Below are 25581 nucleotides of genomic sequence, written 5' to 3'. Positions count from 1 at the left end.
TTTTTAAAAGATGTATGTAAAATGCTTGTTTATAATTTTGCAACGATGGAGAACGAGAGATGGACAGCAAGAAGATAGATACCACCAACGACACGCCGTCGAGCCGCCGCGGCTTTCTCGGCAAGAGCGCCGCGCTGGGCCTGGCAGGCGTCACGCTGGGCCTGGCCGGCTGCAAGGAGGAAGCTGCCGCCGGCGGCAAGAGCGCTGCCGCACCGGCCGCACACCACGGCACCGAGATCGCGCCAGGCCAGCTGGACGACTACTATGCTTTCATCAGTTCCGGCCATTCGGGCGAAGCGCGGGTGCTCGGCCTGCCTTCCGGGCGCACACTCAAGCGCATCCCGGTGTTCAACGTCGATTGCATGGTCGGCTGGGGTATTACCAATGAATCGAAAGCCATCATCGGCACCAAGCCCGACGGCACGCTGAAATACATCACCGGCGACACCCACCACGTCCACGGCAGCTACAAGAACGGCACGTATGACGGCCGCTGGCTGTTCATCAACGACAAGCTGCATTCACGCGTGGCGCGCATCCGCATGGACACCATGGAATGCGACAAGATCACCGAACTGCCGAATGTGGCCGGCTTCCACGGCCTGTTCCCTGACAAGCGCGATCCGGTCGACCAGAAGATTGACTACACCACCCGCGTGTTCTGCGGCGCCGAATTCCATATCCCCCTGCCGAACGACGGCCGCGACCTGGACAATCCGGACAAGTGGGGTGCGCTGTTCAGCTGCGTCAGCGCAGAGACCATGGAAGTGATGTGGCAGGTGCGCGTTGACGGCAATATGGATCTGTGCGCCACCTCGTACGACGGCAAGCTGGCCGCCTGCAACCAGTACAACGTGGAAAACGCCGCCGACCTGAACGGCATGATGGCGGCCGAGCGCGATGCCTGCGTGTTCCTGCATATCGAACGCGTCGAGGCCCTCGTCAAGGCAGGCAAGTTCACCACCATCGGCAGTTCCAAGGTCCCCGTGGTCGATGGCCGCAAGGCTGCCAACGCCGATCCGAAAAGCGCGATCTCGCTGTACGTCCCGGTCAGCAAGAACCCGCATGGCGTCAACGCCAGCCCGGACGGAAAATACTTCGTCTGCTCCGGCAAGCTGTCGCCGACCGCCACCGTGATTGAATTGAGCAAGGTGCTGCAGTGGTTCGACGGTAACGTCAAGGATCCGCGCGACACCGTGGTGGCCGAACCGGAAATCGGCCTCGGCCCGCTGCACACCGCCTTCGACGGCAGGGGCAACGCCTATACCTCGCTGTTCCTCGACAGCCAAGCCGTCAAATGGAATGTGGATGCAGCCATTGCCCAGTTCAAGGGCGACAAAAACGCCAAGGTCATCATCGAGAAGCTGGACGTGCACTACCAGCCGGGCCATAACTACTCATCGATGGGTGAGACCAGGGAAGCTGACGGCAAATACCTCAACTCCGGCAACAAGTTCTCCAAGGACCGCTTCCTGCCAGTCGGCCCGCTGCATCCTGAAACCGAACAGTTGGTGGACATCAGCGGCGCCAGCATGAAGCTGATAGCCGATCACACTGCCTACCCGGAACCGCACGATGGCATTATCGTGCGCCGCGACGTGGTCAAGACGCGCCAGATCCACACCATGACCGACTTCCCGAATGCCGTCACGCCGGAAAACGCCGGCATCGAGCGCAAGGGCAACAAGGTGCATGTGCGTCTGATGTCGCAAGCGCCGGCGTTCAGCATGCCGGTCATCAAGGTCAAAAAAGGCGATGAAGTCACGCTCACCCTGACCAACTACGACAAGGTCGAAGATTTGACCCACGGTTGCGCCATCCCGACCTACAACATCAACTTTATCGTCAATCCGCAGGAAACCAAGTCGGTCACTTTCAAGGCCGATCACGCCGGTGCGTTCTGGTTGTATTGCACGCACTTCTGCCACGCCCTGCATCTGGAAATGCGTAGCCGTTTCCTGGTTGAAGCCTGAGTTGTCCCGCAAGTCCATGCCGGCTGATGCGTCAGCCGGCATGGCATATTCTCATGACGACTACTTTAAAAACCTTGTTCAATTCGCTGGCGTCGTGCTTGATGTTACTGGCTATGCTGGCGCCGCCCATCGCCGCCGCCAACATCTACGACGCTGAACTTTCCTCCGAACTGTTGCACGGCGCCGACCTGTGCGCGCATGCCGCCTGCCGCGACGTGATGCCGCAAGCGCAGCGCTTCTCGCAGCGCATGGGTTCTCCACGCTATGTGCAAGCGCTGGACGCCGACGGCAAGCTCGTTGGCTACGTTTTCCTGTCAACCGACGTGGTGGACATTCCCGCCTATTCCGGCAAGCCGGTCATTACACTGATCGGCATGGACACCGCAGGCATCATTACCGGCGTGCGCGTGATCAAGCATTCCGAACCGATCCTGCTGGCCGGCATACCGGAATCGGCGCTGCTCAAGTTCATCGGACAATATGTCGGCCTGCGCGGTGACGCCAGGCTAGAAATTGGCCGTGGCGGCGATGGCAGCGTGGGATTGGACGCGATCAGCGGCGCCACCGTGACGGCCATCGCCGAGAACCAGGTAATTTCCCGCAGCGCCTATGAGATCGGCCGCCAGGTCGGCATCTTCACTGCGGCGGCGCGGCCGCCAGCCCGCTTCACGCCGCTCGACGAGCGCCTCAACTGGGGCAAGCTGGCCGACGAGGGCTCGGTCGGCCGCCTGACGATCACCGCGCGCGAAGTCGGCGCCGACAGCGCACGCGGCGACTACATCGATCTCTACTTCGGCTACCTCAACACGCCGACGCTGGGCAACAGCCTGCTGGGCGAGGACAACTACCAGCGCCTGATGCGCGACCTCAAGCCGGACGAGCATGCGATCTTCGTCATCGCCATCGGCCAGACGTCGTTCAAGGGCTCGGGCTTTGTGCGCGGCGGCATCTACGACCGCATCCAGGTGCGGCAAGATCCTGAAACCTACACCTTCCGCGATACCGACTATCTCAATCTGTATCACCTGCAGCCCGGCGATGTGCCCCAATACCGCGAATCGGGCATCTTCATCGTCCGCTCGAAACACTTCAATCCGGCGTGGCCCTGGACGCTGACGCTGCTGGTCAATCAGTTGGACGCCAAGGGCGCCAAGACCTTCACCCACTACGACCAGACATACTGGCTGCCGGCCCGCTATCTGGAAGGCGGCCATCCGAAAGTGGTGACGGCGCGCCCGGCGTGGCAAAACATCTGGCTGGACCGGATTCCGCAAATCGGCTTCTTCGTCGCCACCCTGTTGTTTACCGCCATCTGGTACGCACGACGCGACCGGCTGGTGCGTGCATCGACGCGCAAGCACAAGCCTTTGATCAGCTGGCCGCGGCTGGTGCTGTGGCTCATCAGCGCCGGCTTCATCGGTTTCTACCTGAAGGCGCAGCCCAGCATCACGCAGATCATGACCTGGCTCCATTCGCTGATCCATCAATGGCGCTGGGAGCTGTTCCTGTCCGATCCGTTCATCTTTTTGTTCTGGTGGTTCATCATCATCACGGTGCTGATCTGGGGACGCGGCCTGTTCTGCGGCTGGTTATGTCCATTCGGCTCGCTGCAGCACCTGATGCTGAAACTCGGTTCCGCCATCGGCCTGAAACGCTGGCAGAAACTGCTGCCAAAACCACTGCACGACAAGCTGCGCTGGCTGAAGTACGCCATCTTCTTCGGCCTGATCGGCGTATCCATGTTCTCAATGGAGACGGCCGAACATCTGGCCGAAATCGAACCCTTCAAGACCACTTTCCTGGTCGGCGTATGGAACCGCAGCTGGCCATTCTGGCTCTTTATCGGCGCCATTCTGGGCCTGTCGCTGTTCAGCGAGCGCCCCTACTGCAAATACCTGTGCCCGATGGGCGCGGGCCTGGCGCTGCCCGGCAAGTTCCGTCTGTTCGGTCTGAAGCGCAAGGCAGAATGCACCAGCTGCCACGCCTGCGCCGCCGGTTGCGGCTCGCACGCCATCGACAGCCAAGGCAAAATCGATCAGATGGAATGCATGCTGTGCCTGGACTGCATGGTGATGTACTACGACGATCACGCCTGTCCCCCCCTGGTGAAAGAGCGCAAGCGGCGCGCTGCCAAGGGCGAAGCGCTGACGCGTATCGGCGCCGACGGCTACTTCCTTACGCTCGACAGCTTGCGCTCAACGCTGCCGTCGCAAGGCAAGGAAGACGCATGATGTTGGCGCCTTCCGCCCTGCTGGCGCTGATGCGCGCGCTGGTGCTGGCACTCATACTGGCCGGCTATGGGCCGAGCCTGGCCGCCGCCGTGCTGGAAGTGGCGCCGGGCACGTCGATCAATGCGGCCATCGCCAGTGCGCAGAAAGGCGACACACTGCTGATCGCACCCGGCAGATATAACGAACACGTGCTGGTCGACAAGGCGCTGACGCTGCAAGGGCGCGGCCACCCCACCATCAGCGGCCGAGGACACGGCGACACCATCCGCATCACCGCCCCCGACGTCACCCTGATCGGCCTGATCGTGATCGACAGCGGCGCGGACCTCACTGCGCAGAACGCCGGCATTTACATCGTGCCTGGCGCGCATCGCGTGCAGATCAACAACTGTCGACTGGTCGCCAACCTGTTCGGCATCTGGCTGCAAGGCGTTGACGATGCGCGCTTGCTGAACAACACCATCACCGGCCGGCGCGACCTGCAATCGGCGCAGCGCGGCAATGGCATCCAGGTGTACGACACGCGCGGAGCGCGCGTCACCGGCAACGAAATCAGCGGCACGCGCGACGGCATCTATGTCGACGTTTCGCGCGACGCGCAATTTCGCCACAACCGCATCCACCATGTCCGCTACGGCACGCACTACATGAACACCCACCACAGTATCTGGGAAGACAACGAGGTATATCTGAGCCGGGCCGGGCTGGCGCTGATGGAGGTGCGCAGCCTGACCGTGCGCCGCAATATCGCGTGGGGCAATACCGATCACGGCATCATGCTGCGCACCATCCAGGACTCGCTGATCGAAGACAACGTGGTGGCCGGCAACGACCGTGGTTTTTTCATCTATGACGCCGAGTACAACACGCTGCGCCACAACCTGATCATCAATAACCGCACCGGCGTGCACCTGTCGGCCGGCTCGTCGAACAACCAAGTCGATGGCAACGACTTCATCGGCAACCAGGAGCAGGTGCGCTTTGTTGCCGCGCGCGATGTCGAATGGGGCAAACAGGAAGGCAACTACTGGAGCAATTACAACGGCTGGGACCAGAACGGCGACGGCCAGGGTGACGTGGCGTATGAAGCGAACGACCTGGTTGACCGTCTGAACTGGCAATACCCGCTGCTCAAGCTGCTCGGCGCCAGCCCCGCGCTGCAGACGCTGCGCTTTGCCGCGCGTCAGTTTCCGCTGCTGCGCGCGCCAAGCGTAGTCGACCGCCATCCGCGCATGCGCCCGCTCTCACAGAATTGGAAGAAATGGAATGACATCGCTCCCCGCATCGAATACAACTGAAGCCGCCGTCAGCCTGCGCGGCATCCGGCATCGCTACGGCGCGCTCACGGTGCTGCAGGACGTCAGCTTTGACATCGCCCATGGCGCCATGTTCGGCCTGATCGGCCACAATGGCGCCGGCAAGAGCACGCTATTCAAGCTGATGCTCGGTCTGATCACGCCCTGCGCCGGCACGCTGCACGTACTGGGCCAGAACGCGGCCGAACCTGCCTTTCGCCAGACGCGCCGGCGCGTCGGCTATCTGCCGGAAAGTTTTCTCACCTACGATAACCTGAGTGGCCAGGAAGTACTGCACTTTTTTGCGGACTTGAAGCACATTGCGCGCGCTGCTTGCGCACCGTTGCTCGACCTGGTGGGCCTGACGCATGCCGCCGCGCGGCCGGTACAGGCGTACTCCAAGGGCATGCGCCAGCGGCTCGGCCTGGCGCAGGCTCTGCTGGGCGAGCCGGACCTGATCTTCCTCGATGAGCCGACCAACGGATTGGACCCGCAAGGCATCGCCGACTTTTACGCCATCTTGCGCACCGCGCAGGAACGCGGCGCCACCATCGTCATCACCTCGCACATCCTGGCAGAGATCGAGCACCGGGTCGACCAGCTGCTCATCATGCAAGGCGGCACGGTGGCCGCGCAAGGCACGCTGAGGCAGCTGCGGACGGGTACCCATGCGCCCCGGATGCTGACCATTACCGCCACGATTGCGCCTGCGCTGCAGGCGGGCGTGCGCGTGGCGCTGGCCGCGTTGCCGCTGGAGCTGGAGCTGGCGCTGGAGGTGCATGGCGAACAGCTGCGCGTGCGCTGCGCCAGGGCCGACAAGATGGCGGTGCTGCGCCAGCTGGCTGCTTGCGCCGACGACATCGCGATTCAGGAATCGACACTGGAACAAGTATTTCTCGGCTACGGAGGCACCCATGCGCGCACGCATTGAATGGCGCCAGGTCGGCGTGCTGGCCGCAAAAGAATGGCGTGACCGGCTGCGCAACCGCTGGGTGCTGGCCGTGGCGCTGGTGTTTGCCTTCTTCGCGCTGGCCATCGCCTACTTCGGCGCAGCCCAGCAGGGACAGGTTGGTTTCCACGGCATCGACGCCACTATCGCCAGCCTGTCCAGCCTGGTGATCTATCTGGTGCCGCTGATCGCGCTGATACTCGGCTATGACGCGATTGTCGGCGAGCGTGAGCGCGGCACGCTGGAACTACTGCTGTCGATGCCGGTGACGCCGCTGGAAGTGCTGCTCGGAAAATATCTCGGCCTGGCGGCGGCGCTCACCAGCGCCACTGCGATCGGCTTTGGCGCCGGCCTGCTGCCGCTGTTCTCGCAACTGACTGTGGCCGAGGGCTGGCGCTACGCCCAATTCGTCGCCAGCGCCGTGCTGATGGGACTGGCCTTCCTCAGCATTGCCATGCTGGTATCGGTCAGCACCCGCGACCGCGTCCGCGCCAGCGGCATTGCACTGGCGCTGTGGTTCCTGTTCGTGCTGGTGTTCGACCTGCTGCTGATGGGGGTGATGGTGCTCAGCCAGGGCCAGCTCGGTAGCGGCCTGTTCGCCGCCATGCTGATGCTGAACCCGGCCGACGTATTTCGCCTGCTGAACGTGTTCAGCTCGGACCAGGCGCAAGCCATGTATGGCCTGGCCACCGTGATGCCGCAAGGCTGGACCCACCCGGCGCTGCTGTCGGGCGTGATGCTGGCCTGGATTTTTTTACCGTTTTCTATCGCACTCAGGAGATTTTCATGACTATTTTCCACCTGCGCAGGAGCGCACTGGCCACACTGGCCACCCTTGCGCTGGCCGCCTGCACGTACAGCGCCACCAACCTGCCAGCCATTGATCCGTCCGACGAAGCCGCGTGTGCGCTGGACGGCATGCTGCTGCGCGACTTCCCTGGGCCGAAAGCGCAGGTTCGCTTCGCCGACGGCAAGACCAGCTACTTCTGTGACGTAAAAGAACTGCTCGGCGAAATGCTGGCGCCGGAACAGCGTCGCGCCACCAGCGCCTTCTACGTGCAGGACATGGGCAGCGCCAACTGGCAACAGCCGCAAGGCCACTGGATCGGGGCACACGACGCGCTCTATGTATTAGGCAGCAAGGCGCAGGGTTCGATGGGCCCGGCCATCGCCTCGTTCAGCCGGCAGGTAGACGCGGAAGCGTTTGTTCGCAAGGAAGGCGGCCGCGTGCTGCGCTTCAAGCAGATCACGCCGGCCCTGCTGAACGAAGCCAGCGGCGCCATGCCGACGCACGCCATGGCGCATTGAAGCACCACCGCCTGGGCCGGCATTGCCGTTCGGCGGAAAGCGCCGGTCCGTTTTTACCCCGGCATTTGCCGACTTACTTTTGAAAAGAGACAGACCATGAAGAAACTACTTGCACTGGCAGCAATGCTGGCAGCCATCACCTCTGCCACCAGCGCCGCCGCCGCGCCGGACGCCGCCAAGGTTGAGAAAACCTACTCCACCACCTGCCTGGCCTGCCACGGCAGCGGCATCATGGGCGCGCCCAAGGTTGGCGACAAGGCGGGATGGAAACCGCGTATCGCCAAAGGCAAGCCGGCGCTGTACCTGAGCGCCATCAACGGCGTGAAAATGATGCCGCCACGCGGCGGCAATCCAGGCCTGAAGGATGATGAAATGAAAGCACTGGTCGACTACATGGTCGCCAAGAGCAATTAAGACTGCTGGCCGCCGCCTGCGCGCGGCGGCCACACCCGGAGACATACCATGTTCACCCGCACGCTGCTGGCGCTACTGCTGTTCCTGACTGCCTGTTCCGGCGAGGAACGCCTCTACAAAACCCGGGGCCACGTGTTCGGCACCACGGTCGACATCACCATCTACGGTGGTTCGCAGCAACGCGCCGACCTGCTTGGCGCCGAGGTATTGAAAGAATTCGATCGCCTGCACCGTAAATTCCACGCGTGGGAGCCAAGCATGCTCACCGCCCTCAACGACAGCATCGCCAAAGGCGAGCCAATGCGCGCCGACGCTGAAATGGTCGGCCTGCTAAAATCGGCCGAGAAGCTGTCAGTGCGTTCCGGCCTGCTGTTCAACCCCACCATTGGGCATCTGATCAGGCTGTGGGGCTTCCAGAAAAACGACATCGGCGCGCAGGGACCGCCGGCCGCCGAAATCAAGCGCTGGGTCGACGCGCGGCCATCGCTGTCCGACCTGCGCTACAACGGCAACATCATCAGCAGCGTCAACCCTGCCGTCATGATCGACCTCGGCGGCTACGCCAAAGGTTACGCGCTCGACCGCGCCGCCGCGCTGCTGCGCAACGCGCACGTCAAGGCGGCGCTGGTCAACATCGGTGGCAACGTCATCGCCATCGGCCAGCCCGGTGAACGACCGTGGCAGGTCGGCATCCGCGATCCGCGTGGCGCCGGGACAGTTGCGCAGATCGCTTTGCGCGACAACGAAGCGATCGGCACCAGCGGTGATTATGAACGCTACTTCATGAAGGACGGCAAGCGCCGCCCGCACATCATCGACCCGCGCAGCGGCTACCCGATCGATCTGGTCGCTTCGGTCACCATCATCGCCAGCGGCGGCCGCGACCCTGGCCTGCGCTCGGACGGCCACTCCAAACCGCTGTTCATCACCGGCCCCCGAGACTGGCAAGCGATGGCGGAAAAACTCGACCTGAAAGAAGTGCTGATGGTTGACGCACAGCGCAATGTCCACATGACAGCAGCCATGCAAGCGCGCATTGCAGGTGCAGAGCGGCGCGAGCACGCAGGGAACCTGGCAAGCACACGAGTGACATTTACGACACTGGCAACAGCATCACCAGCTTCAGTTCATGCTGGCGCGCCAGATGCAAGGTGATCTGATTGAAACTGAGCGCACCTTGCAGCGGATGCTGGAAGCTGCGCAGGCCGCCATCGCGCCCCAGTACTTGCTGCGCACGCCACCACAGCCGGAATTCCAGGCTGGCGCCGGTCAGTTCCGAAATCAGGCCGGCCAGTGGCGCCTGGTCTGCGTGGCGACCGATATCGGCGCGAAATTCGGCCACCAGGCGGCGCGCACGCTCGGGCCAGTCCTGCACCAGCACGCGCGCCTGCGGCGACAGAAACATAAAGCGCAACTGGTTGGGCGCGTGCCCATTGTCTGCCAGCCAACTGGAAAACAGCGTCGCCGCATCGCCATTCCAGGCCACCGCATTCCATTGGCGATCAAGAATATAGGCTGGCGCATTGATGGCGGCAACGATGGCGACGAGCTCGCCGGCTGCAGGCCCCGTGCCCTCGCCAGCGCCGTGGTCAGGATCGGCTTTGTCAGCTACCTCGAACAAATACGCACGCTCGGCCGCGCTCAGCTGCAGCACCTGCGCCAGGCGGGCCAGCATCTTGGCCGACGCCGACACGGGCCGTCCCTGCTCCAGCCACGTCAGCCACGTGGGACTGACGTCGCACAGCTGCGCCAGCTCTTCGCGCCGCAAGCCCGGCGTGCGCCGACGCCCGCCACCGGGCAAGCCAGCCATGGCGGGGGTGACGGCTTCGCGCCGGGCGCGGATGAATTCAGCGAGCTTGTTCGACATCGGATGCCTGCATGGTAGTGAATATACCAGTATAAGTTATGGTCTTGTTACAGGATAATTTTATCCCTATTCTGCAGGAACTCACCCATCACCAGGAGAAAACCATGCAGCAGCACGATGTCGTTACCGAACAGTTTGGCAAGACGGCGAATGCCTACCTGAGCAGCGCGGTCCACGCGCAAGGGGCCGACCTGGTGCTGATGCAGGAATGCGCGCGCCGCCACGGCAAGCCGGCCGTCCTGGACCTGGGTTGCGGCGCCGGCCACGCCAGCTTCGCCGTCGCCCCCGTGGCGCAATCGGTGGTCGCCTACGACCTGGCGCAGCCCATGCTCGACGTGGTGGACTGCGCCCGGGTGCAGCGCGGCTTGCACAACATCAGCACGCAACAGGGCGACGTGGCGCGTCTGCCGTTTGCCGACGCCAGCTTCGACATGGTCGTCACGCGCTTTTCCGCGCACCACTGGAACGACGTGGCCGGAGCCTTGGCCGAAGCGTGGCGCGTGCTGCGCCCGAACGGCACCTTGCTGGTGGTCGACATCGTCGCGCCCAAGACGGCCCTGTACGACAGCACCCTGCAGGCGGTGGAAATGCTGCGCGACGCCTCCCACGTGCGCGACTACCGTACGTGCGAATGGGGCGCCAAGTTCGACAACGCGGGCTTTACGCACAGCTTGCGCAGCGTATGGAAGCTGACCATGCAGTTCGACGAGTGGGTGGCGCGCATGCGCACGCCGAACGAGCGCGTGGCGGCCATCCGCAACCTGTTCGATGGCGCGCCCGAGGAAGCGCGCCGGTATTTCGCGCTGCAGGACGATTATTCGTTCAGCATCGATGCGGCCATGTTCGAGGCGACCAAGCCATCGGTACAGTAAACGTAAAAACGGCGCCGATGGCGCCGTTTTTTATTGCATAGGTTGGATTAGCGCGCAGCGCGTAATCCAACAATGCCAGAGCAAACGTGATGCCAATTCCGCTCGTCGGCTTACGCTGCGCTAAGCCGACCTACGCCGACCTGCGATCTAAGATCTGCTTAGGCCAGCTGGCCCAGCAAGGTCTCGGCGTTCGACACTTCAAACTTGCCGCCTTGCTCGACGTTCAATTGCGTCACGACGCCATTGTCGACCAGCATCGAGTAGCGCTGCGAGCGCGTGCCCATGCCGTGCTTGGAAAAATCGGCATCCAGGCCCAGGGCCTTGCTGTAGGCGGCGTTGCCGTCAGCCATCATGCGCACGACGCCGGTGGCTTTCTGGTCGCGGCCCCAGGCGCCCATCACGAACGCGTCGTTGACGGAGATGCACCAGATTTCATCGACGCCCTTGGCTTTCAGGTCGGCGGCGTGCTTGACGTAGCCTGGCACGTGCTGTGCGGAGCAGGTCGGGGTGTAGGCGCCTGGCAGGCCGAAGATGGCGATCTTCTTGCCCTTGACCAGGTCTTGCACGTTGAACGTGTTCGGGCCCAGTGCGCAACCTTCGGTTTCGCTTTCGATGAATTCAGCCAGGGTGCCTTCTGGCAGGGTGTCGCCGATCTTGATGGTCATGTTGACTCCTTGTGTACTTGTCGGTTGAGGATGCTGCCGGCATGATGCCGACACTGCGCGATAGTATGCCTGACTTGCCGTATTTGTGCAGAAAATGGCCGGAAAGGCAAAGACAGAAGTCAAAAAAAGTCAAAAAAAACGGCGGCCCTCAGGCCGCCGTCATGGTTGCATACATCAAACCACCTTAGTCAGCTTGCTTGCGCAGGAACGCTGGAATGTCGTAGGTTTCCATGCCATTCTTTTCCATCGCGCGCACCTGCTCGGAAGCCGATTCGCGGCGCCATACCGCCGGCGCTTTCATGCCGTCGAAACCGGCTGCCGGCGTGGCCACGCCTACCGTCGTCGTCGCCGCTTGCGCGCTACCCATGGCAGCCGAAGGGGTCAACGGGCTGTTGTGGGTGCCGGTGCGCAGCACTTGCTGCGGTACCAGCTGGATGTTTTTCTTCGCGCGGCCCAGGCCCGTGGCCACCACGGTGACGCGGATGTCGTCGCCCATGGCGTCGTCGTAGGCGATACCTTGCGCGATCGACGCGTCCGGCGCGGCAAACGCGCGCACGGCGGCCATGACTTCCTTGATCTCTTTACCTTTCAAGCCACGGCTGGCCGTGACGTTGACCAGCACGCCGCGCGCGCCAGACAGATCGATGCCGTCCAGCAGCGGCGAAGCGACAGCCTGTTCGGCGGCGATGCGCGCGCGGTCGACGCCGGACGCCGTCGCCGTGCCCATCATGGCCTTGCCCTGCTCGCCCATGATGGTTTTCACGTCGTTGAAGTCGACGTTGATATGGCCAGGCACGTTGATGATCTCGGCAATGCCGGCCACCGCGTTGTTGAGCACATCATCGGCGTGCTGCATCCATTCCAGCATGCTTTCGTCTTCGTAGATCTCTTCCAGTTTTTCATTGAGGATGATAATCAGCGAATCGACGTGCAGCGACAGCTGCTCCAGGCCTTCGTCAGCGATGTCCATGCACTTCTGGCCTTCGTAAGAGAATGGCTTGGAAACCACGGCCACCGTCAGCGCGCCCAGTTCCTTGGCCACTTCGGCCACGATAGGAGCGGCGCCCGTGCCCGTGCCGCCGCCCATGCCGGCGGCGATGAAGACCATGTGCGCGCCGCGCAGCGAATCGGCGATGCGTGCGCGCGATTCTTCGGCCAGCTGGCGGCCGACGGCAGGCTTCATGCCGGCGCCCAGACCGGTATCGCCGATCTGGATGATGTTATGGGCCTTCGATGTCGACAGGGCCTGTGCGTCGGTGTTGGCGGCAATGAACTCCACACCCGACATGCCTTTGTTGATCATGTGTTGGACTGCATTGCCACCCGCACCGCCGACGCCGACGACCTTGATGACGGTACCTAAAGCTGTGTTATCGACCATATCGAACTCCATGATGTGCTCCTATCAGATGCGGTTTCCAAGCGCCAGGCCTCATATTGGTAGGAGAACTGGAGATTGAAAACTGCGGTTAAATATAAAAAAGTTATGTGTGTGTACCTGCGATGCTGCCAAAAAAACTGTGCTGCCGGGCGTAAATCATGCCCTTAGAAATTCCCTAAAAACCATTCCTTCATGCGTTGCCAGACTGCCTTCACCGAGCCGTCCTGGCGCGTCACGATGTGGCCGCGCAGGTATTGCTTCTTCGCTTCCAGCAGCAGGCCCAATACCGTGGCATAGCGCGGACTGCGCACCACGTCGGCCAGCTGGCCCCGATACTCTGGCGTGCCCAGGCGCGCCGGTTTCAGGAAAATATCTTCCGCCATTTCCACCATGCCGGGCATGATGGACGTGCCGCCCGTGAGCACGATGCCCGACGACAGCACGCCTTCGTAGCCGGATTCGCGCACCACCTGATGCACCATCGCGAACAGCTCCTCGACCCTCGGCTCGATCACTGCCGCCAGCGCCTGGCGCGACAGGTTGCGCGGGCCGCGGTCGCCCAGGCCAGGCACTTCCAGCGATTCGCCGGGATCGGCCAGGACCTGCTTGGCCACGCCATAGCGGATCTTGATTTCTTCCGCTTCCGCGGTCGGGGTGCGCAAGGCCATGGCGATGTCGTTGGTGATCTGGTCGCCGGCGATGGGAATGACTGCCGTATGGCGGATCGCGCCATCGGAAAATACCGCCACATCGGTCGTGCCGCCGCCGATGTCGATCAGCACCACGCCCAGTTCCTTCTCGTCGGGCGTGAGCACCGCATCGGCCGACGCCATCGGCTGCAGGATCAGGTCCGACACTTCCAGGCCGCAGCGGCGCACGCACTTGACGATGTTCTGCACCGCCGACACGGCGCCGGTGACGATATGCACCTTCACCTCCAGGCGGATGCCGCTCATGCCGATAGGCTCGCGCACATCTTCCTGGCTGTCGACGATGAACTCTTGCGGCACCGTGTGCAGCAATTGCTGATCGGTCGGAATGTTAACCGCTTTTGCCGTCTCGATGACGCGCGCCACGTCGGTCGCCGTCACTTCCTTGTCCTTGATGGCCACCATGCCGCTGGAATTGAAGCTGCGGATATGGCTGCCCGCAATGCCCGCGTACACATTGCGGATCTTGCAGTCGGCCATCAGCTCGGCCTCTTCCAGCGCGCGCTGGATGGACTCCACCGTGGCCTCGATATTGACCACCACGCCTTTTTTCAGGCCCTTCGATTCGTGCTGGCCCAGCCCGATCACTTCGTGGCGCCCATCGGACATCACTTCGGCTACCACCGCCACCACTTTCGAGGTGCCGATGTCGAGGCCGACGATCAGGTTTTTCGCGTCTTTTGTCATTTCTTTCGCCTAGTTTTTTGGGCTATTAATTGATTAATTGAGTATTCGGTTAAGCCGGTTTTTTAATCGGACTGCCATTTTTCTTCTTGATCGCCGGCGCCGGCCTGCCATCCTTGCCTTCGGCCGGTATCACCAGGCCGGCCGAACTGAGCGCCAGGCCATTCTGGTAGCGCATATCGATCGTGTCGATATTTTCCAGCCGGCTCGCCAGCTGCGGGTAGATGCCCACCAGCCGGTCGACCCGCGCTTTCAGGGTTGTATGATTCTGTTCGCGTCCCAGCGCCACGCTCATGCCGTTATTCAGTTTCACCGTCCACGCATAGCGGCTCGACAGCGACAGCGATTCAGGCACCATCTTCAACGGTGAAAACCACTTTGCCAGCTGCACGTAGGTGGTCAGTACTTCCTTCTCGCTGCCATCGGGGCCGGCAAACGCAGGCAACTCATGGTCGTCCTCCGCTTCGGCCACATTGGCGGTAAATACATCGCCCTTGACCGACAGCAGGCGTCCATCTTCGCCCCAGGTGCCCAGCGCTTCATGTTCTTCCAGCGCCACGATCAGCTGGTTCGGCCACTCGCGCCGCACGCTGGCGCGGCGCACCCAGGGCACCGATTCAAACACGCCGCGCACGCTTTCCAGGTTGGTCGTGAAAAAATTGCCTTTGATGCGGCCCAAAGTGCCGCTGCGCAGGGTCAGGTAATTCACGTGGCGCAGGCCCTTGTCGTCCGCGCTCTCCACCTTGATCGTGCGCAGGTCGAACATGGGACGCTGCGACACCCACCAGACGCCGGCGGCCACGCACACGACCAGAACCGCGGCCAGCAAGCCGTTGGCAGTCGTATTGAGGCTTTTAGCGTCATGCCACATATCAGCGCTGTCCCTTGTGCATTTTCAGGCTTGCGCCGGAAACGATTTCCAGGCACAGGTCTTCATAGCTGGTGCCTTCCGCGCGCGCCGCCATCGGCACGAGCGAGTGGCCCGTCATGCCGGGCGACGTATTCACTTCCAGCAAAAACAGCTTGCTGTCGGCCGCGCGCATCAGCACATCGACCCGTCCCCAGCCTTCGCAGCCGAGGGCGCGGTAGGCGGCCAGGGCGATGCGTTCCATCTCGGCGATGATGGCCGGGTCCAGCTGCGGCGGGCAGAAATACTGCGTATCGTCCGTGAAGTACTTGTTCTGGTAATCGTAATTGCCCTGCGGTGCGACGATTTCGATCGGCGGCAGCGCGCGCGCCGCGGCGCCCTTGCCCAGGATCGCGACGGTGAACTCGCGGCCCTTGATGAATTCCTCGGCCAGCACCGAATCATCGAGCCCGGCGGCGATGTCGTAGGCGGCCTGGAAGGCCGAGGCCTCGTTGACCGTCGTGATGCCGATGCTCGAACCTTCATGCGGCGGCTTGACGATCAGCGGCAAGCCCAGTTCCGCGGCCACCTTGGCCAGGTCGGAGCTGTCGTCCAGCACCGCATACTTCGGCGTCGGCAGCTGGTGCATCAGCCAGATCATCTTGGTGTAGACCTTGTCCATGCCCACCGAGCACGCCATCACGCCGCTGCCCGTGTACGGGATGCCCAGCTGTTCCAGCGCGCCCTGCAGACTGCCGTCTTCGCCGAAGCGGCCATGCAGCGCGATGAAGACGCGGTCGAATTTTTCAGCGGCCAGTTCGGCCAGGCTGCGTTCGCCCGTGTCGAAGCCATGCGCATCCACGCCGCGGCTTGTCAAGGCGGCCAGCACGCCCGCGCCGGACATCAGCGACACTTCGCGCTCGGCCGAACGGCCGCCGAACAGGACGCCGACCTTGCCCAATTGTTTAACGTCGATAGCTGAAGCTTGGTTCACGTCAGGCCTTTACAGTGTGAGATTGATACGTTGTCAGTTGATTCGGGATGCCGCTGATGGAACCGGCGCCCATGGTGAGCACGACGTCGCCGTCGCGCGCCACGCTCATGATGGTGTCGGCCATGTCCGTCATGGACTCGACGAAGATCGGTTCGATCTTGCCGCGCGCGCGCAGCGCATGCGCCAGTGCGCGGCCGTCGGCGGCGACGATAGGCGCCTCGCCCGCCGCATACACTTCGGACAAGAGCAGCACGTCGGGCGCACCGAGCACCTTGACGAAATCCTCGAACAGGTCGCGCGTGCGGCTGTAGCGGTGCGGCTGGAAAGCCAGCACCAGGCGGCGGCCCGGATAGGCGGCGCGCGCGGCGGCCAGAGTCACTTCCGTTTCCACCGGATGGTGGCCGAAATCGTCGACCAGGGCGAAGCTGCCGCCGTTCGGCAGCGCCACGTCGCCGTAGCGCGTGAAGCGGCGGCCCACGCCGGAAAATTCGGCCAGGCCCTGCTGCGTGGCGCTGTCGGCGATGCCGATTTCGCGCGCGATGGCGATCGCCGAGCAGGCATTCTGCACATTGTGCATGCCGGGCTGGTTCAGCACCACGTCCAGGTCCGGATAACCTTCCTGCAGCACCGTGAAATGCATTTCCAGGCCCACGGCGCGCGCATTGATGGCGCGCACCTGCGCATCTTCCGCGAAACCGTAGGTGGTGACAGGCTTGGTGACGGACGGGATGATGGCGCGCACGTGCGGATCATCGATGCACAGCATGGCGCGGCCATAGAAAGGCAAGCGGTGCGTGAACTGCACGAAGGCCTGCTTGAGCTTTTCGAAATCGTGCTCGTAGGTGTCCATGTGATCGGCGTCGATATTCGTGATCACTTCGATCATCGGCGTCAGGTTCAGGAACGAGGCGTCCGACTCATCGGCTTCGGCCACCAGGTAGTCGCCGGAACCGAGCTTGGCGTTCGCGCCGGCGCTGGTCAGGCGGCCGCCGATGACGAAAGTCGGGTCGAGACCGCCCTGCGCCAGCACGGAAGCGACCAGGCTGGTGGTGGTGGTTTTGCCGTGCGTGCCGGCGATGGCGATACCGCGCTTCAGGCGCATCAACTCGCCCAGCATCACGGCGCGCGGCACCAGCGGAATCTTGCGCGCGCGCGCTGCCGCCACTTCGGGATTGTCTTGCGGGACGGCGCCCGACGTCACCACCGCGTCGGCGTCGCCGATATTCTCGGCCGCGTGGCCGAGCATGACGGTCGCGCCCAGGCTCGCCAGGCGCTGCGTCGCCGCATTGCTGCCCAGGTCGGAGCCCGACACCTTGTAGCCGAGGTTGACCAGCACTTCGGCGATGCCGCTCATGCCGCTGCCGCCAATGCCGACAAAGTGGATATTGTTTACTTTATGCTTCACAGAGCTAACCTCATGCCAATTTTTCCAATACGTGTGCGATCGCCTCATTGGCGTCGCGCTTGCCTGCTGCCAGTGCCGCCTGCGCCATCTGCCGGCAAGTGTCGCGGCTCAGCGACGCCAGCAGCGCGCTCAGCGACACCGCACTCATTTCCGTCTGCGGCAGATGAATCGCCGCGCCTTGCTTCGCCATCCATTGCGCGTTGTCGCGCTGGTGGCTGGTGGTCGACGCCACCAGCGGCACGAGCACGCTGGCCACGCCGGCCGCCGTCAATTCCGACAGGGTGATCGCGCCCGCGCGGCAAATCACCAGGTCGGCCTCGGTATACGCCCTGGCCATGTCGTCGATGAAGTCGACCACGTTCGCTTGCACGCCCGCCTGCGCATACGCGGCATGCAGGGCATCGATATTCTTCTTGCCCGACTGGTGCGTCACCACAGGGCGTTCGCCCTCCGGCATCAGCGCCAGTGCGGCAGGCAGGCTGTCGTTCAGCGCTTTCGCGCCCAGGCTGCCGCCCACCACGAGGATGCGCAACGGTCCGCTGCGCCCCGCGAAACGCGAGGCTGGCGGCGCCATCGCGAGGATCTCGGCGCGCACTGGATTGCCCGTGACGACAGCCTTGCCGGCGGCGCTGCCGAAATCGGCGGGGAAACCAAAGCACACCTGCTGCGCCAGCGGCACCAGGGTCTTGTTCGACAGCAGCAGCGCCGCGTCGGCATTGACCAGCACCAGCGGCACGCCCTTCAGGCGCGCCATCAGGCCGCCCGGCACGGTGACGTAGCCGCCCATGCCCATCACCACGTCCGGCTTGCGGCTGGCGATGAAACGGCGGATGGCAAAAAAGCTGGCCAGCATCTTGAAGCCGCCTTTGACCGTGTGCGCCAGACCCTTGCCGCGCATGCCGGAGAACGCGATGGCATCCATGGGAATGCCGCTTTTCGGCACCAGATCCTGCTCCATGCCATGGGTCGTGCCCAGCCAGCTCACTTCCCAGCCGCGCGCGCGCATCGTCTGCGCAATCGCCAGGCCCGGGAAGATATGGCCACCGGTGCCGGCCGCCATGATCATCAGTCTTTTCGTCGTTTTCAAATTCGTCACGTTGTTCATAGCCGGCCTCCGCGCATCAGGATCCGGTTTTCGTAATCGATGCGCAGCAAAATCGCCAGGCCGATACAGTTAATCAGTACGCCCGTGCCGCCATAACTCATCAAGGGCAAGGTCAAGCCCTTGGTCGGCAACAGGCCCAGGTTCACGCCCATGTTGATGAAGGTCTGCACGCCGATCCAGATGGCGATGCCCTTCGCCGTCAGGCCGGCAAAGGTCTGGTCGATGGCGATCGCCTGGCGGCCGATGTCGAACGCCCGCTTGATAATCCAGTAGAACATGCCGATCACGACCAGCACGCCCACCAGGCCCAGTTCCTCGCCGATCACGGCCAGCAAAAAGTCCGTATGGGCTTCGGGCAGGTAGTGCAGTTTTTCCACGCTGCCGCCCAGCCCCACGCCAAACAGTTCGCCGCGCCCGAAAGCGATCAAGGAGTGCGTCAGCTGATACGCCTTGTTCAGCGCATTGTCTTCCTGCCACGGATCGAGATACGCAAAAAACCGCTCGCGGCGGAATTTCGACAGGGCGATGATGGTGACGAAGATCGCCGTCAGCATGGCGCCGATGCCGCCGAACCAGATGGCGTTGACGCCACCCAAAAACAGGATGCCCATGGCGATGCAGACGATCACGCCGAAGGCGCCCAGATCGGGTTCCATCAGCAGCAGCAAGCCGACGAAGCTGACGGCCAGGGCCATCGGCATGAAGCCCTTGGTCAGCTTGTGCATGTATTCCTGCTTGCGCACCGTGTAGTCGGCCGCGTACAGCACCATCACCACCTTCATCAGCTCGGACGGCTGCGGCCGCAGGCCAGGCAAATTCAGCCAGCGGCGACCGCCGTTGACCGACACGCCCAGGCCCGGTATCAGGACCATCACCAGCAGCACCAGCGTGCCGATGAACAGCCACGGCGCGATCTTTTGCCAGGTGGCGACGGGGATGCGGAACACCAGCGCGCCTGCGATCACCGACACGCCGATGAACAGCGCCTGGCGCACGACAAAATAATTGTTCGTATAGGCGGCAAACTTGCGTGCGTCCGACAGCGAGATCGACGCCGAATACACCATCACCATGCCCAGCAACATGAGCAGCAGGACCACCCACACCAGCGGCTTGTCGTAATCCATCATCTTCGACTGCCGCGCGCGGCTGTCCAGCGGCTTGGCAGCCGAGCCGGAACCGAAGCGGAAAGGCAGCTGGAAGGCCATCAGATATCCTGTCCGTTTTCCAGGGCGATGTCGCGCACGGCGTCGACAAACACCTGCGCGCGGTGCGCATAGTTCTTGAACATGTCCAGGCTGGCGCATGCGGGCGACAGCAGCACGGCGTCGCCGGCCAGCGCCAGACCGCTGGCGCGCTTGACGGCTTCCGGCAAGGTGGCGCAGTCGACGATGTCCACCCCGGCCGGCTCCAGCGCCGCGCGCAAGGCCGGTGCATCGCGGCCGATCAGCACCACGGCGCGCACGTAGCGCGACACGGGTTCGGCCAGCGGCGAGAAATCCTGCCCCTTGCCGTCGCCGCCGGCGATCAGCACCAGACGCTGTTCCGCGCCGCCAAACGCCTTGCCCAGGCCCGACAACGCGGCCACTGTCGCGCCCACGTTGGTGCCCTTGCTGTCGTCGTAGTATTCGACCTCGCCCACGGCCGTGATCAGCTCCACCCGGTGCGGTTCGCCCTGGTATTCGCGCAAGCCATGCAGCAGCGGCGCGAACGGCAGGCCGATGGCGCGGCACAGGGCCAGCGCCGCCAGCGCATTCGCGGCATTGTGCTGGCCGCGGATTTTCAGCGCGTCGGCCGGCATCAGCTTTTTCGCCATCGTCGGCACCGGTTCCGGCGCCGGATCGTTCTTCCTGCGTTTTTTCTCGATCACTTCTTCGCTGGGCACGGCTTGCGCCAGCCAGAAGATGCCGCGTTCATTCACCAGGCCAAAGCTGTCTACTTCCGCCGGCTCGCCCGTGCCGAAGGTGACCGTCTCGGCCAGCGGATCGGCCATGTGCATGACCAAGGCATCGTCGCGGTTCAGGATGCGCACGGTCTGCTCGCCGAAGATGCGCCCCTTGTCGGCAGCGTAGGCGGCCATGTCGCCATGCCAGTCCAGGTGGTCCTGCGACAGATTCAAGACCGTGGCCGCATCGGCCTGCAGGCTGAACGTCGTGTGCAGCTGGAAGCTGGACAGCTCCAAAATCCACGCCTGCGGCAAGGTGCTGGCGACGGGTTCCGCCACGTCAGCTTCCGCCTCCACCGGCTGCGGCGCAGGCTCGGCATCGAGCACTTCGCGCAGCACGTCCAGCGCGGCCGGGCTGATATTGCCGGCCACGCGCGTGGCCAGACCCGCGCGTTCGCACAGCAAGCCTACCAGGCTGGTGACTGTCGTCTTGCCATTCGTGCCCGTGATGGCGATGACTTTCGGCGCATAGCCGCGTTCCGCCTTGAGCGCGGCCAGCGCCTGTGCGAACAGTTCGATCTCGCCCCACACGGGGATGTTTTTTTCCTGCACGGCCGGGGCGATTCCAGCCAGTTCGCGGCCCGGCGCCAGGCCGGGGCTGACGGCAACGAAGTCGACGCCATCGAGCAGGTCGGCCGTAAAGGCGCCGGCGATGAACTGCGCCTGCGGCACTGCGGCCTGCAGCGCGGCCAGGCGCTCCGGGGTTTCCCTTGTGTCGGCCACGCGCACGGACGCACCGCCGCGGGCCAGCCACAGGGCCATCGCCAGCCCCGATTCGCCGAGGCCCAGTACCAGTGCGGTTTTAGCGTCGTACATCATCAGCGCAGCTTCAAGGTGGTCAGGCCGAGCAGCACCAGCATCATGGTGATGATCCAGAAACGCACGACAACCTGCGTCTCCTTCCAGCCTTTTTGTTCAAAATGGTGATGCAATGGCGCCATCAGGAAGACGCGGCGGCCCGCGCCAAAGCGCTTCTTCGTGTACTTGAACCAGACGACCTGGATGATGACGGACAGCGTTTCGACGACGAAGATGCCGCCCATGATGAACAGGACGATTTCCTGGCGCACGATGACGGCGACGGTACCCAGTGCACCGCCCAGTGCCAGCGCGCCCACGTCGCCCATGAACACTTTCGCGGGGTGCGTGTTATACCAGAGGAAGGCCAGGCCTGAACCGGCCAGCGCGCCGCAAAAGATCACCAGTTCGCCGGCGCCCGGAATGTGCGGGATGAACAGGTAGCGCGCATACGTGGCGTTACCCGTCAGGTAGGCGAACAGGCCCAGGGCCGTGCCCACCATCACGGTAGGCATGATGGCCAGGCCATCGAGACCATCCGTGAAGTTGACGGCATTGCTGGTGCCGACGATGACGCAATAGGTCAGCGCAATGAAGCCCCACACGCCCAGCGGATAGCTGATGGTCTTGAAGAACGGCACGATCAAATCGGCCTTCGGCGGCAGGTCCATGGCGAAGCCCGACTGCACCCAGGCGTAGATCAGATTCCACACGTGGCCCGCGTCAGGCTCCGACACGGAGACGGAAAACGCCAGGTAAAACGCGGCGACGATGCCGATCAGCGACTGCCAGAAGTATTTTTCGCGCGAGCGCATGCCTTCCGGGTCCTGGTGTACTACCTTGCGGTAATCGTCGGCCCAGCCCACGGCGCCAAAGCCCAGCGTGACGATCAGGACCGGCCAGATGAAGCGGTTCGACAGGTCGGCCCACAGCAAGGTGGAAATGCCGATGGCGATGAGGATCAGCACACCGCCCATGGTGGGCGTGCCGTGTTTTTTCAGATGCGTTTGCGGGCCGTCGGTACGCACGGCCTGGCCGACCTTCATGCGCGTGAGCATGCGGATCACGGCGGGGCCGGCACACAGGCCGATCAGAATCGCCGTCAAGGTGGCAAAGACGGCGCGGAACGTGATGAAGTTAAAGACCCGCAATGGGCCAATGTCGTCCTGGAAATAATGAGCGAGCCAGAGCAGCATGATTAGTGAGCTTCCTTGTTATTGTTGTTTGAACCAATCAAATGCTGCACGGCCCGTTCCATCTTCATGAAGCGGGAGCCCTTGATTAATACTGTTGCATCCGAACGGCCGGACAAATGCGCATCGAGCGCCGCCAGCAAACCGTCGAACTGTTCGAAATACTCCACGACCGTGCCCGATTCCTGGCTGGCGGCTGCCTGCGCCGCACTCACCAGATGGCGCGCCAGGCCGCCCGTCGCCAGCACGTGTTCGATGCCTTTGGCGGCGGCGTAGGCGCCGATCTCTTCGTGGAACTGCTGCCCCTGCGTGCCGACTTCGCCCATCTCGCCCAGCACCAGGATGCGCGGTGCCGCGGCCTGCGCCAGTACATCGATGGCCGCGCGCGCCGAATCCGGATTGGCGTTATACGTGTCGTCGATGATGGTGGCGCCGTTGGCGGCACGTTTTTTCTGCAGGCGGCCGTTCACGGGCGCGAACGCCTCCAGGCCCTGCTTGATATGTTCGATGGCGATGCCGGCGCCCACGGCGCATGCCACAGCGGCCAGCGCATTGCGCACATTGTGTTCGCCCGCCGCCTGCAGGCCAACGAGGAACTGGCGCAAGGCGCCGTCCTGCGCGCGCACGCTGACGAACAGGTCGCTGCCAAAATCCTCGGCCGCGCGGTGCGTGCAGCTCACGTCCGCCTCTTTCGACAGGCCGAAGGTGATGACGGCGCGCGCGCCAGCCAGCTCGCGCCACAGCGCCGTGAATTCGTCGCCATGTGGGAAGACGGCCACGCCGTCGTCGGCCAATGCCGCCAGCGCGGCGCCGTTTTCGCGCGCCACCGCTTCGACCGTATGCATGAACTCCTGGTGCTCGCGCTGCGCATTGTTGACCATCGCCAGGGTCGGCGCGGCGATCGCCGCCAGGCGCGCAATTTCTCCCGGATGGTTCATGCCCATCTCGATGACGGCCGCCTTGTGTTCCTGATTCAGGCGGAACAGGGTCAATGGCACGCCGATCTCGTTATTCAGGTTACCGCGCGTGGCCAGGCGCGCCTCTTCGCCGAAGGCCGCCGCCAGGATCGCTGAAATCATCTCCTTGACGGTGGTCTTGCCATTGCTGCCGGTCACGCCGATGACGGGCAAATTGAAACGGCCGCGCCAGTGGTTGGCGATGCGGCCCAGCGCCACCAGGGTATCGGGCACCACGATGGCCGCTACCCGTCCGCTGTCCCAGCCTTCGGGCAGGCGCTCGACCACCACGGCGGCGACGCCGCGCGCGGCCACCTGGTCGAGGAAATCATGGGCGTCGAAACTCTCGCCGCGCAAGGCGACGAACAGCGAACCGGCTTGGGCGCTGCGGCTGTCGGTGGAGACACCGTCAAAAACGGCGTCGCCCTTCAGCTGCGCGCCGTCCAGCGACGGCATCAGTTCTGTCAGGGTGCCGCGCATCAGTTCGTCCTCATCATGGTCAGGCGCGCGGACAGGGCCAGTTGCGCATGGTCGGCGTCGGAGAACGGCAGTTTCTTGCCCTTGATTTCCTGATACGGTTCATGGCCCTTGCCCGCCAACAGGATCACATCCGGCTTGGCGGCGTGCTTGATGGCCGACAGGATGGCCGCGGCACGGTCTTCGATGGCCTGCGGCTGCGGGCCGTCTGCGCGCATGCCGGCGACGATCTGCGCGATGATGGCGTGCGGGTCTTCGCTGCGCGGATTGTCGCTGGTTACGAGCACGTGATCGGCCAGTTGCGCGATGGCGCCCATCTGCGGACGCTTGCCCGGATCGCGGTCGCCGCCGCAGCCGAACACGCACCACAGCTGGCCGCCCCGGTCCTGCGCCACCTGGCGCAAGGCGGCCAGGGTTTTTTCCAGCGCGTCCGGCGTATGCGCGTAATCGATGACGACCATCGGCGCTTCCTGGCCGCCCACCTGCTGCATGCGGCCCGGAGCCGGCTGCAGCGATTCGATGCCGTCGATGGCGGCGCGCAGGCCGGTGCCGTGCGCCAGCAAGGCGCCCAGCACGGCCAGCGCGTTGCTGATATTGAAGTGGCCCACCAGCTGCGTCTTGACCAGCGCCACGCCCAGCGCGCATTCGAGGTGGAAATCGGTGCCGGCATTGCGGCTGCGGAACTGGCTGGCGCGCAGCATCAGCACACCAGGCAGGTCGGGCAAGGCTGCCGCATCCTGCAAGGTATAGCCGATGACCGGGTACTCGCCCGCCAGCTTGCCGTTCACGTGGCGCGCCAGGCGCAGGCCCATGGGGTCGTCCAGGTTGATGACGGCCGTTTTCAGGCCGGGCCAGTCGAACAGCTTGACCTTGGCCGCCTCGTAGGCCGCCATATCGCCATGGTAGTCGAGGTGGTCGCGCGTCAGATTGGTAAACATGGCGACGTCGAAATGCATGCCGGCCGCGCGATCCTGGTCCAGGCCGATCGACGACACTTCGATGGCGACGGCCTTGGCGCCTGCGTCACGCATGGCGGCCAGCTTGCGCGCCAGCAGCACGGCGTCCGGCGTGGTGTAGCCAGTGACGTCGAATTCGATGGCGCCGCGCGGCTTGCACAGGCCCACGCCCAAAGTCCCGATGACGGACGATGTTTGGCCCAGGCGCGCCAGGGCTTGCGCCAGCCACAAGGCGCACGAGGTCTTGCCATTCGTGCCCGTCACGCCGGCGCTGAACATGACGCTGTCGGGCATGTCGTAGAAAGCATGCGCCACTGGGCCGGCCAGGCGTTTCAGGTCGCTGACCAGCAGGTGCGGCACGCTCCATGCGGCGTTCCATTCGACGGCGTCATGCACGATGGCGGCGGCGCCCTGCGCGATGGCGGCGGCGATGAAATCGGTGGCGCCGGCATAGGCGAAAAACACGTCGCCGCGCTGCACGCGGCGCGAATCGGACGTCAGCTGCCCGGACGGGGCAGCCGTTTTGATCCACAAACTGATGTCTTGTATGGTCATG

General features: G+C 63.6%; 22 protein-coding genes. 9 read left to right on the top strand and 13 right to left on the bottom strand.

What is annotated here, in order from left to right; genetic code table 11:
- Positions 1-59 precede the first annotated feature (59 nt).
- From nosZ to ACQ4W4_RS23125, 8 genes are all read left to right on the top strand, one after another.
- Positions 60-1973, top strand: a complete 1914-nt coding sequence (nosZ, locus tag ACQ4W4_RS23160; RefSeq protein ID WP_034748840.1) for a TAT-dependent nitrous-oxide reductase — start codon at positions 60-62, stop codon at positions 1971-1973.
- 53 nt (positions 1974-2026) lie between these two features.
- On the top strand, positions 2027-4204 hold the full coding sequence (locus ACQ4W4_RS23155) for a 4Fe-4S binding protein (RefSeq protein WP_436543940.1): 2178 nt from the start codon (positions 2027-2029) through the stop codon (positions 4202-4204).
- Entirely contained in the window at positions 4204-5502 is a 1299-nt protein-coding gene (locus ACQ4W4_RS23150; RefSeq protein WP_436543974.1) for a nitrous oxide reductase family maturation protein NosD, read from the top strand. The genes ACQ4W4_RS23155 and ACQ4W4_RS23150 overlap by 1 nt, the downstream gene beginning before the upstream one ends.
- Positions 5471-6430, top strand: a complete 960-nt coding sequence (locus ACQ4W4_RS23145; protein WP_436543939.1) for an ABC transporter ATP-binding protein — start codon at positions 5471-5473, stop codon at positions 6428-6430. The genes ACQ4W4_RS23150 and ACQ4W4_RS23145 overlap by 32 nt, the downstream gene beginning before the upstream one ends.
- Positions 6414-7238 (top strand): ABC transporter permease, encoded by an 825-nt coding sequence (locus ACQ4W4_RS23140; protein WP_207780972.1) that lies wholly within the window; start codon positions 6414-6416, stop codon positions 7236-7238. Before ACQ4W4_RS23145 ends, ACQ4W4_RS23140 begins: the two co-directional genes overlap by 17 nt.
- Positions 7235-7756, top strand: a complete 522-nt coding sequence (locus ACQ4W4_RS23135; RefSeq protein ID WP_099760590.1) for a nitrous oxide reductase accessory protein NosL — start codon at positions 7235-7237, stop codon at positions 7754-7756. The genes ACQ4W4_RS23140 and ACQ4W4_RS23135 overlap by 4 nt, the downstream gene beginning before the upstream one ends.
- A gap of 96 nt (positions 7757-7852) precedes the next feature.
- On the top strand, positions 7853-8170 hold the full coding sequence (locus ACQ4W4_RS23130; RefSeq protein ID WP_099760591.1) for a c-type cytochrome: 318 nt from the start codon (positions 7853-7855) through the stop codon (positions 8168-8170).
- 48 nt (positions 8171-8218) lie between these two features.
- The gene (locus ACQ4W4_RS23125; RefSeq protein ID WP_436543938.1) at positions 8219-9325 is read left to right on the top strand and encodes an FAD:protein FMN transferase; all 1107 of its coding nucleotides are present in this window, start codon (positions 8219-8221) and stop codon (positions 9323-9325) included.
- Here ACQ4W4_RS23125 and ACQ4W4_RS23120 read toward each other — a convergent pair.
- Positions 9264-10037, bottom strand: coding sequence for a helix-turn-helix transcriptional regulator (locus ACQ4W4_RS23120; protein WP_436543937.1), 774 nt, complete (start codon positions 10035-10037; stop codon positions 9264-9266). The two genes, ACQ4W4_RS23125 and ACQ4W4_RS23120, sit on opposite strands and share 62 nt — an antisense overlap.
- A gap of 104 nt (positions 10038-10141) precedes the next feature.
- On the opposite strand from ACQ4W4_RS23120, the gene ACQ4W4_RS23115 reads away from it, so the two are divergent.
- Positions 10142-10909 carry a class I SAM-dependent methyltransferase gene (locus ACQ4W4_RS23115; RefSeq protein ID WP_436543936.1) on the top strand — a complete coding sequence of 256 codons (768 nt, stop codon included), beginning with the start codon at positions 10142-10144 and terminating at the stop codon, positions 10907-10909.
- 158 nt (positions 10910-11067) lie between these two features.
- Here the strand turns inward: ACQ4W4_RS23115 and ACQ4W4_RS23110 are convergent, their stop codons facing one another.
- From ACQ4W4_RS23110 to ACQ4W4_RS23055, 12 genes are all read right to left on the bottom strand, one after another.
- On the bottom strand, positions 11068-11574 hold the full coding sequence (locus ACQ4W4_RS23110; RefSeq protein ID WP_086139099.1) for a peroxiredoxin: 507 nt from the start codon (positions 11572-11574) through the stop codon (positions 11068-11070).
- Positions 11575-11758: 184 nt separating this feature from the next.
- Positions 11759-12967, bottom strand: a complete 1209-nt coding sequence (ftsZ, locus tag ACQ4W4_RS23105) for a cell division protein FtsZ (RefSeq protein WP_034784974.1) — start codon at positions 12965-12967, stop codon at positions 11759-11761.
- Positions 12968-13119: 152 nt separating this feature from the next.
- Positions 13120-14352 carry a cell division protein FtsA gene (ftsA, locus tag ACQ4W4_RS23100; protein ID WP_010394955.1) on the bottom strand — a complete coding sequence of 411 codons (1233 nt, stop codon included), beginning with the start codon at positions 14350-14352 and terminating at the stop codon, positions 13120-13122.
- 49 nt (positions 14353-14401) lie between these two features.
- Positions 14402-15220, bottom strand: coding sequence for a cell division protein FtsQ/DivIB (locus tag ACQ4W4_RS23095; RefSeq protein ID WP_070222481.1), 819 nt, complete (start codon positions 15218-15220; stop codon positions 14402-14404).
- A 1-nt stretch (position 15221) separates the two neighbouring features.
- Positions 15222-16190: a D-alanine--D-alanine ligase gene (locus ACQ4W4_RS23090; RefSeq protein ID WP_436543935.1), complete on the bottom strand. Its 969-nt coding sequence runs from the start codon at positions 16188-16190 to the stop codon at positions 15222-15224.
- Position 16191: 1 nt separating this feature from the next.
- Positions 16192-17595, bottom strand: coding sequence for a UDP-N-acetylmuramate--L-alanine ligase (gene murC / locus ACQ4W4_RS23085; RefSeq protein WP_076568413.1), 1404 nt, complete (start codon positions 17593-17595; stop codon positions 16192-16194).
- A 10-nt stretch (positions 17596-17605) separates the two neighbouring features.
- On the bottom strand, positions 17606-18700 hold the full coding sequence (gene murG, locus ACQ4W4_RS23080) for an undecaprenyldiphospho-muramoylpentapeptide beta-N-acetylglucosaminyltransferase (RefSeq protein ID WP_436543934.1): 1095 nt from the start codon (positions 18698-18700) through the stop codon (positions 17606-17608).
- A complete protein-coding gene (ftsW, locus tag ACQ4W4_RS23075; protein ID WP_436543933.1) occupies positions 18697-19908 on the bottom strand; it encodes a putative lipid II flippase FtsW in 1212 nt (403 codons plus the stop codon). Before ftsW ends, murG begins: the two co-directional genes overlap by 4 nt.
- The gene (gene murD, locus ACQ4W4_RS23070; RefSeq protein ID WP_436543932.1) at positions 19908-21464 is read right to left on the bottom strand and encodes a UDP-N-acetylmuramoyl-L-alanine--D-glutamate ligase; all 1557 of its coding nucleotides are present in this window, start codon (positions 21462-21464) and stop codon (positions 19908-19910) included. Before murD ends, ftsW begins: the two co-directional genes overlap by 1 nt.
- Positions 21464-22639, bottom strand: coding sequence for a phospho-N-acetylmuramoyl-pentapeptide-transferase (gene mraY, locus ACQ4W4_RS23065; protein WP_070222491.1), 1176 nt, complete (start codon positions 22637-22639; stop codon positions 21464-21466). The genes murD and mraY overlap by 1 nt, the downstream gene beginning before the upstream one ends.
- A 2-nt stretch (positions 22640-22641) precedes the next feature.
- Positions 22642-24072: a UDP-N-acetylmuramoyl-tripeptide--D-alanyl-D-alanine ligase gene (locus ACQ4W4_RS23060; RefSeq protein WP_436543931.1), complete on the bottom strand. Its 1431-nt coding sequence runs from the start codon at positions 24070-24072 to the stop codon at positions 22642-22644.
- A complete protein-coding gene (locus tag ACQ4W4_RS23055; RefSeq protein WP_436543930.1) occupies positions 24072-25580 on the bottom strand; it encodes a UDP-N-acetylmuramoyl-L-alanyl-D-glutamate--2,6-diaminopimelate ligase in 1509 nt (502 codons plus the stop codon). Before ACQ4W4_RS23055 ends, ACQ4W4_RS23060 begins: the two co-directional genes overlap by 1 nt.
- Between the last annotated feature and the right edge of the window lies 1 nt (position 25581).

This window comes from Janthinobacterium glycogeni (assembly GCF_051380725.1).
Taxonomy (GTDB): Bacteria; Pseudomonadota; Gammaproteobacteria; order Burkholderiales; family Burkholderiaceae_D; genus Janthinobacterium.
The sequence above is the reverse complement of the archived record's forward strand: the minus strand, read 5'-3'. Positions and strand labels throughout refer to the sequence as shown.

What these genes read in the sequence shown, in the direction of transcription:
- ACQ4W4_RS23125 (WP_436543938.1), top strand. Translation starts at nt 8,219, where the DNA reads ATGTTCACCCGCACGCTGCTGGCGCTACTGCTGTTCCTGACTGCCTGT.
- murG (WP_436543934.1), bottom strand. Translation starts at nt 18,700, where the DNA reads ATGAACAACGTGACGAATTTGAAAACGACGAAAAGACTGATGATCATG.
- nosZ (WP_034748840.1), top strand. Translation starts at nt 60, where the DNA reads ATGGACAGCAAGAAGATAGATACCACCAACGACACGCCGTCGAGCCGC.
- ACQ4W4_RS23120 (WP_436543937.1), bottom strand. Translation starts at nt 10,037, where the DNA reads ATGTCGAACAAGCTCGCTGAATTCATCCGCGCCCGGCGCGAAGCCGTC.
- ACQ4W4_RS23060 (WP_436543931.1), bottom strand. Translation starts at nt 24,072, where the DNA reads ATGCGCGGCACCCTGACAGAACTGATGCCGTCGCTGGACGGCGCGCAG.
- ACQ4W4_RS23155 (WP_436543940.1), top strand. Translation starts at nt 2,027, where the DNA reads ATGACGACTACTTTAAAAACCTTGTTCAATTCGCTGGCGTCGTGCTTG.
- ACQ4W4_RS23135 (WP_099760590.1), top strand. Translation starts at nt 7,235, where the DNA reads ATGACTATTTTCCACCTGCGCAGGAGCGCACTGGCCACACTGGCCACC.
- murD (WP_436543932.1), bottom strand. Translation starts at nt 21,464, where the DNA reads ATGATGTACGACGCTAAAACCGCACTGGTACTGGGCCTCGGCGAATCG.
- ftsZ (WP_034784974.1), bottom strand. Translation starts at nt 12,967, where the DNA reads ATGGAGTTCGATATGGTCGATAACACAGCTTTAGGTACCGTCATCAAG.
- ACQ4W4_RS23110 (WP_086139099.1), bottom strand. Translation starts at nt 11,574, where the DNA reads ATGACCATCAAGATCGGCGACACCCTGCCAGAAGGCACCCTGGCTGAA.
- mraY (WP_070222491.1), bottom strand. Translation starts at nt 22,639, where the DNA reads ATGCTGCTCTGGCTCGCTCATTATTTCCAGGACGACATTGGCCCATTG.
- ACQ4W4_RS23095 (WP_070222481.1), bottom strand. Translation starts at nt 15,220, where the DNA reads ATGTGGCATGACGCTAAAAGCCTCAATACGACTGCCAACGGCTTGCTG.
- ACQ4W4_RS23145 (WP_436543939.1), top strand. Translation starts at nt 5,471, where the DNA reads ATGACATCGCTCCCCGCATCGAATACAACTGAAGCCGCCGTCAGCCTG.
- ACQ4W4_RS23115 (WP_436543936.1), top strand. Translation starts at nt 10,142, where the DNA reads ATGCAGCAGCACGATGTCGTTACCGAACAGTTTGGCAAGACGGCGAAT.
- ACQ4W4_RS23130 (WP_099760591.1), top strand. Translation starts at nt 7,853, where the DNA reads ATGAAGAAACTACTTGCACTGGCAGCAATGCTGGCAGCCATCACCTCT.
- ACQ4W4_RS23140 (WP_207780972.1), top strand. Translation starts at nt 6,414, where the DNA reads ATGCGCGCACGCATTGAATGGCGCCAGGTCGGCGTGCTGGCCGCAAAA.
- ACQ4W4_RS23055 (WP_436543930.1), bottom strand. Translation starts at nt 25,580, where the DNA reads ATGACCATACAAGACATCAGTTTGTGGATCAAAACGGCTGCCCCGTCC.
- ftsW (WP_436543933.1), bottom strand. Translation starts at nt 19,908, where the DNA reads ATGGCCTTCCAGCTGCCTTTCCGCTTCGGTTCCGGCTCGGCTGCCAAG.
- ftsA (WP_010394955.1), bottom strand. Translation starts at nt 14,352, where the DNA reads ATGACAAAAGACGCGAAAAACCTGATCGTCGGCCTCGACATCGGCACC.
- ACQ4W4_RS23150 (WP_436543974.1), top strand. Translation starts at nt 4,204, where the DNA reads ATGTTGGCGCCTTCCGCCCTGCTGGCGCTGATGCGCGCGCTGGTGCTG.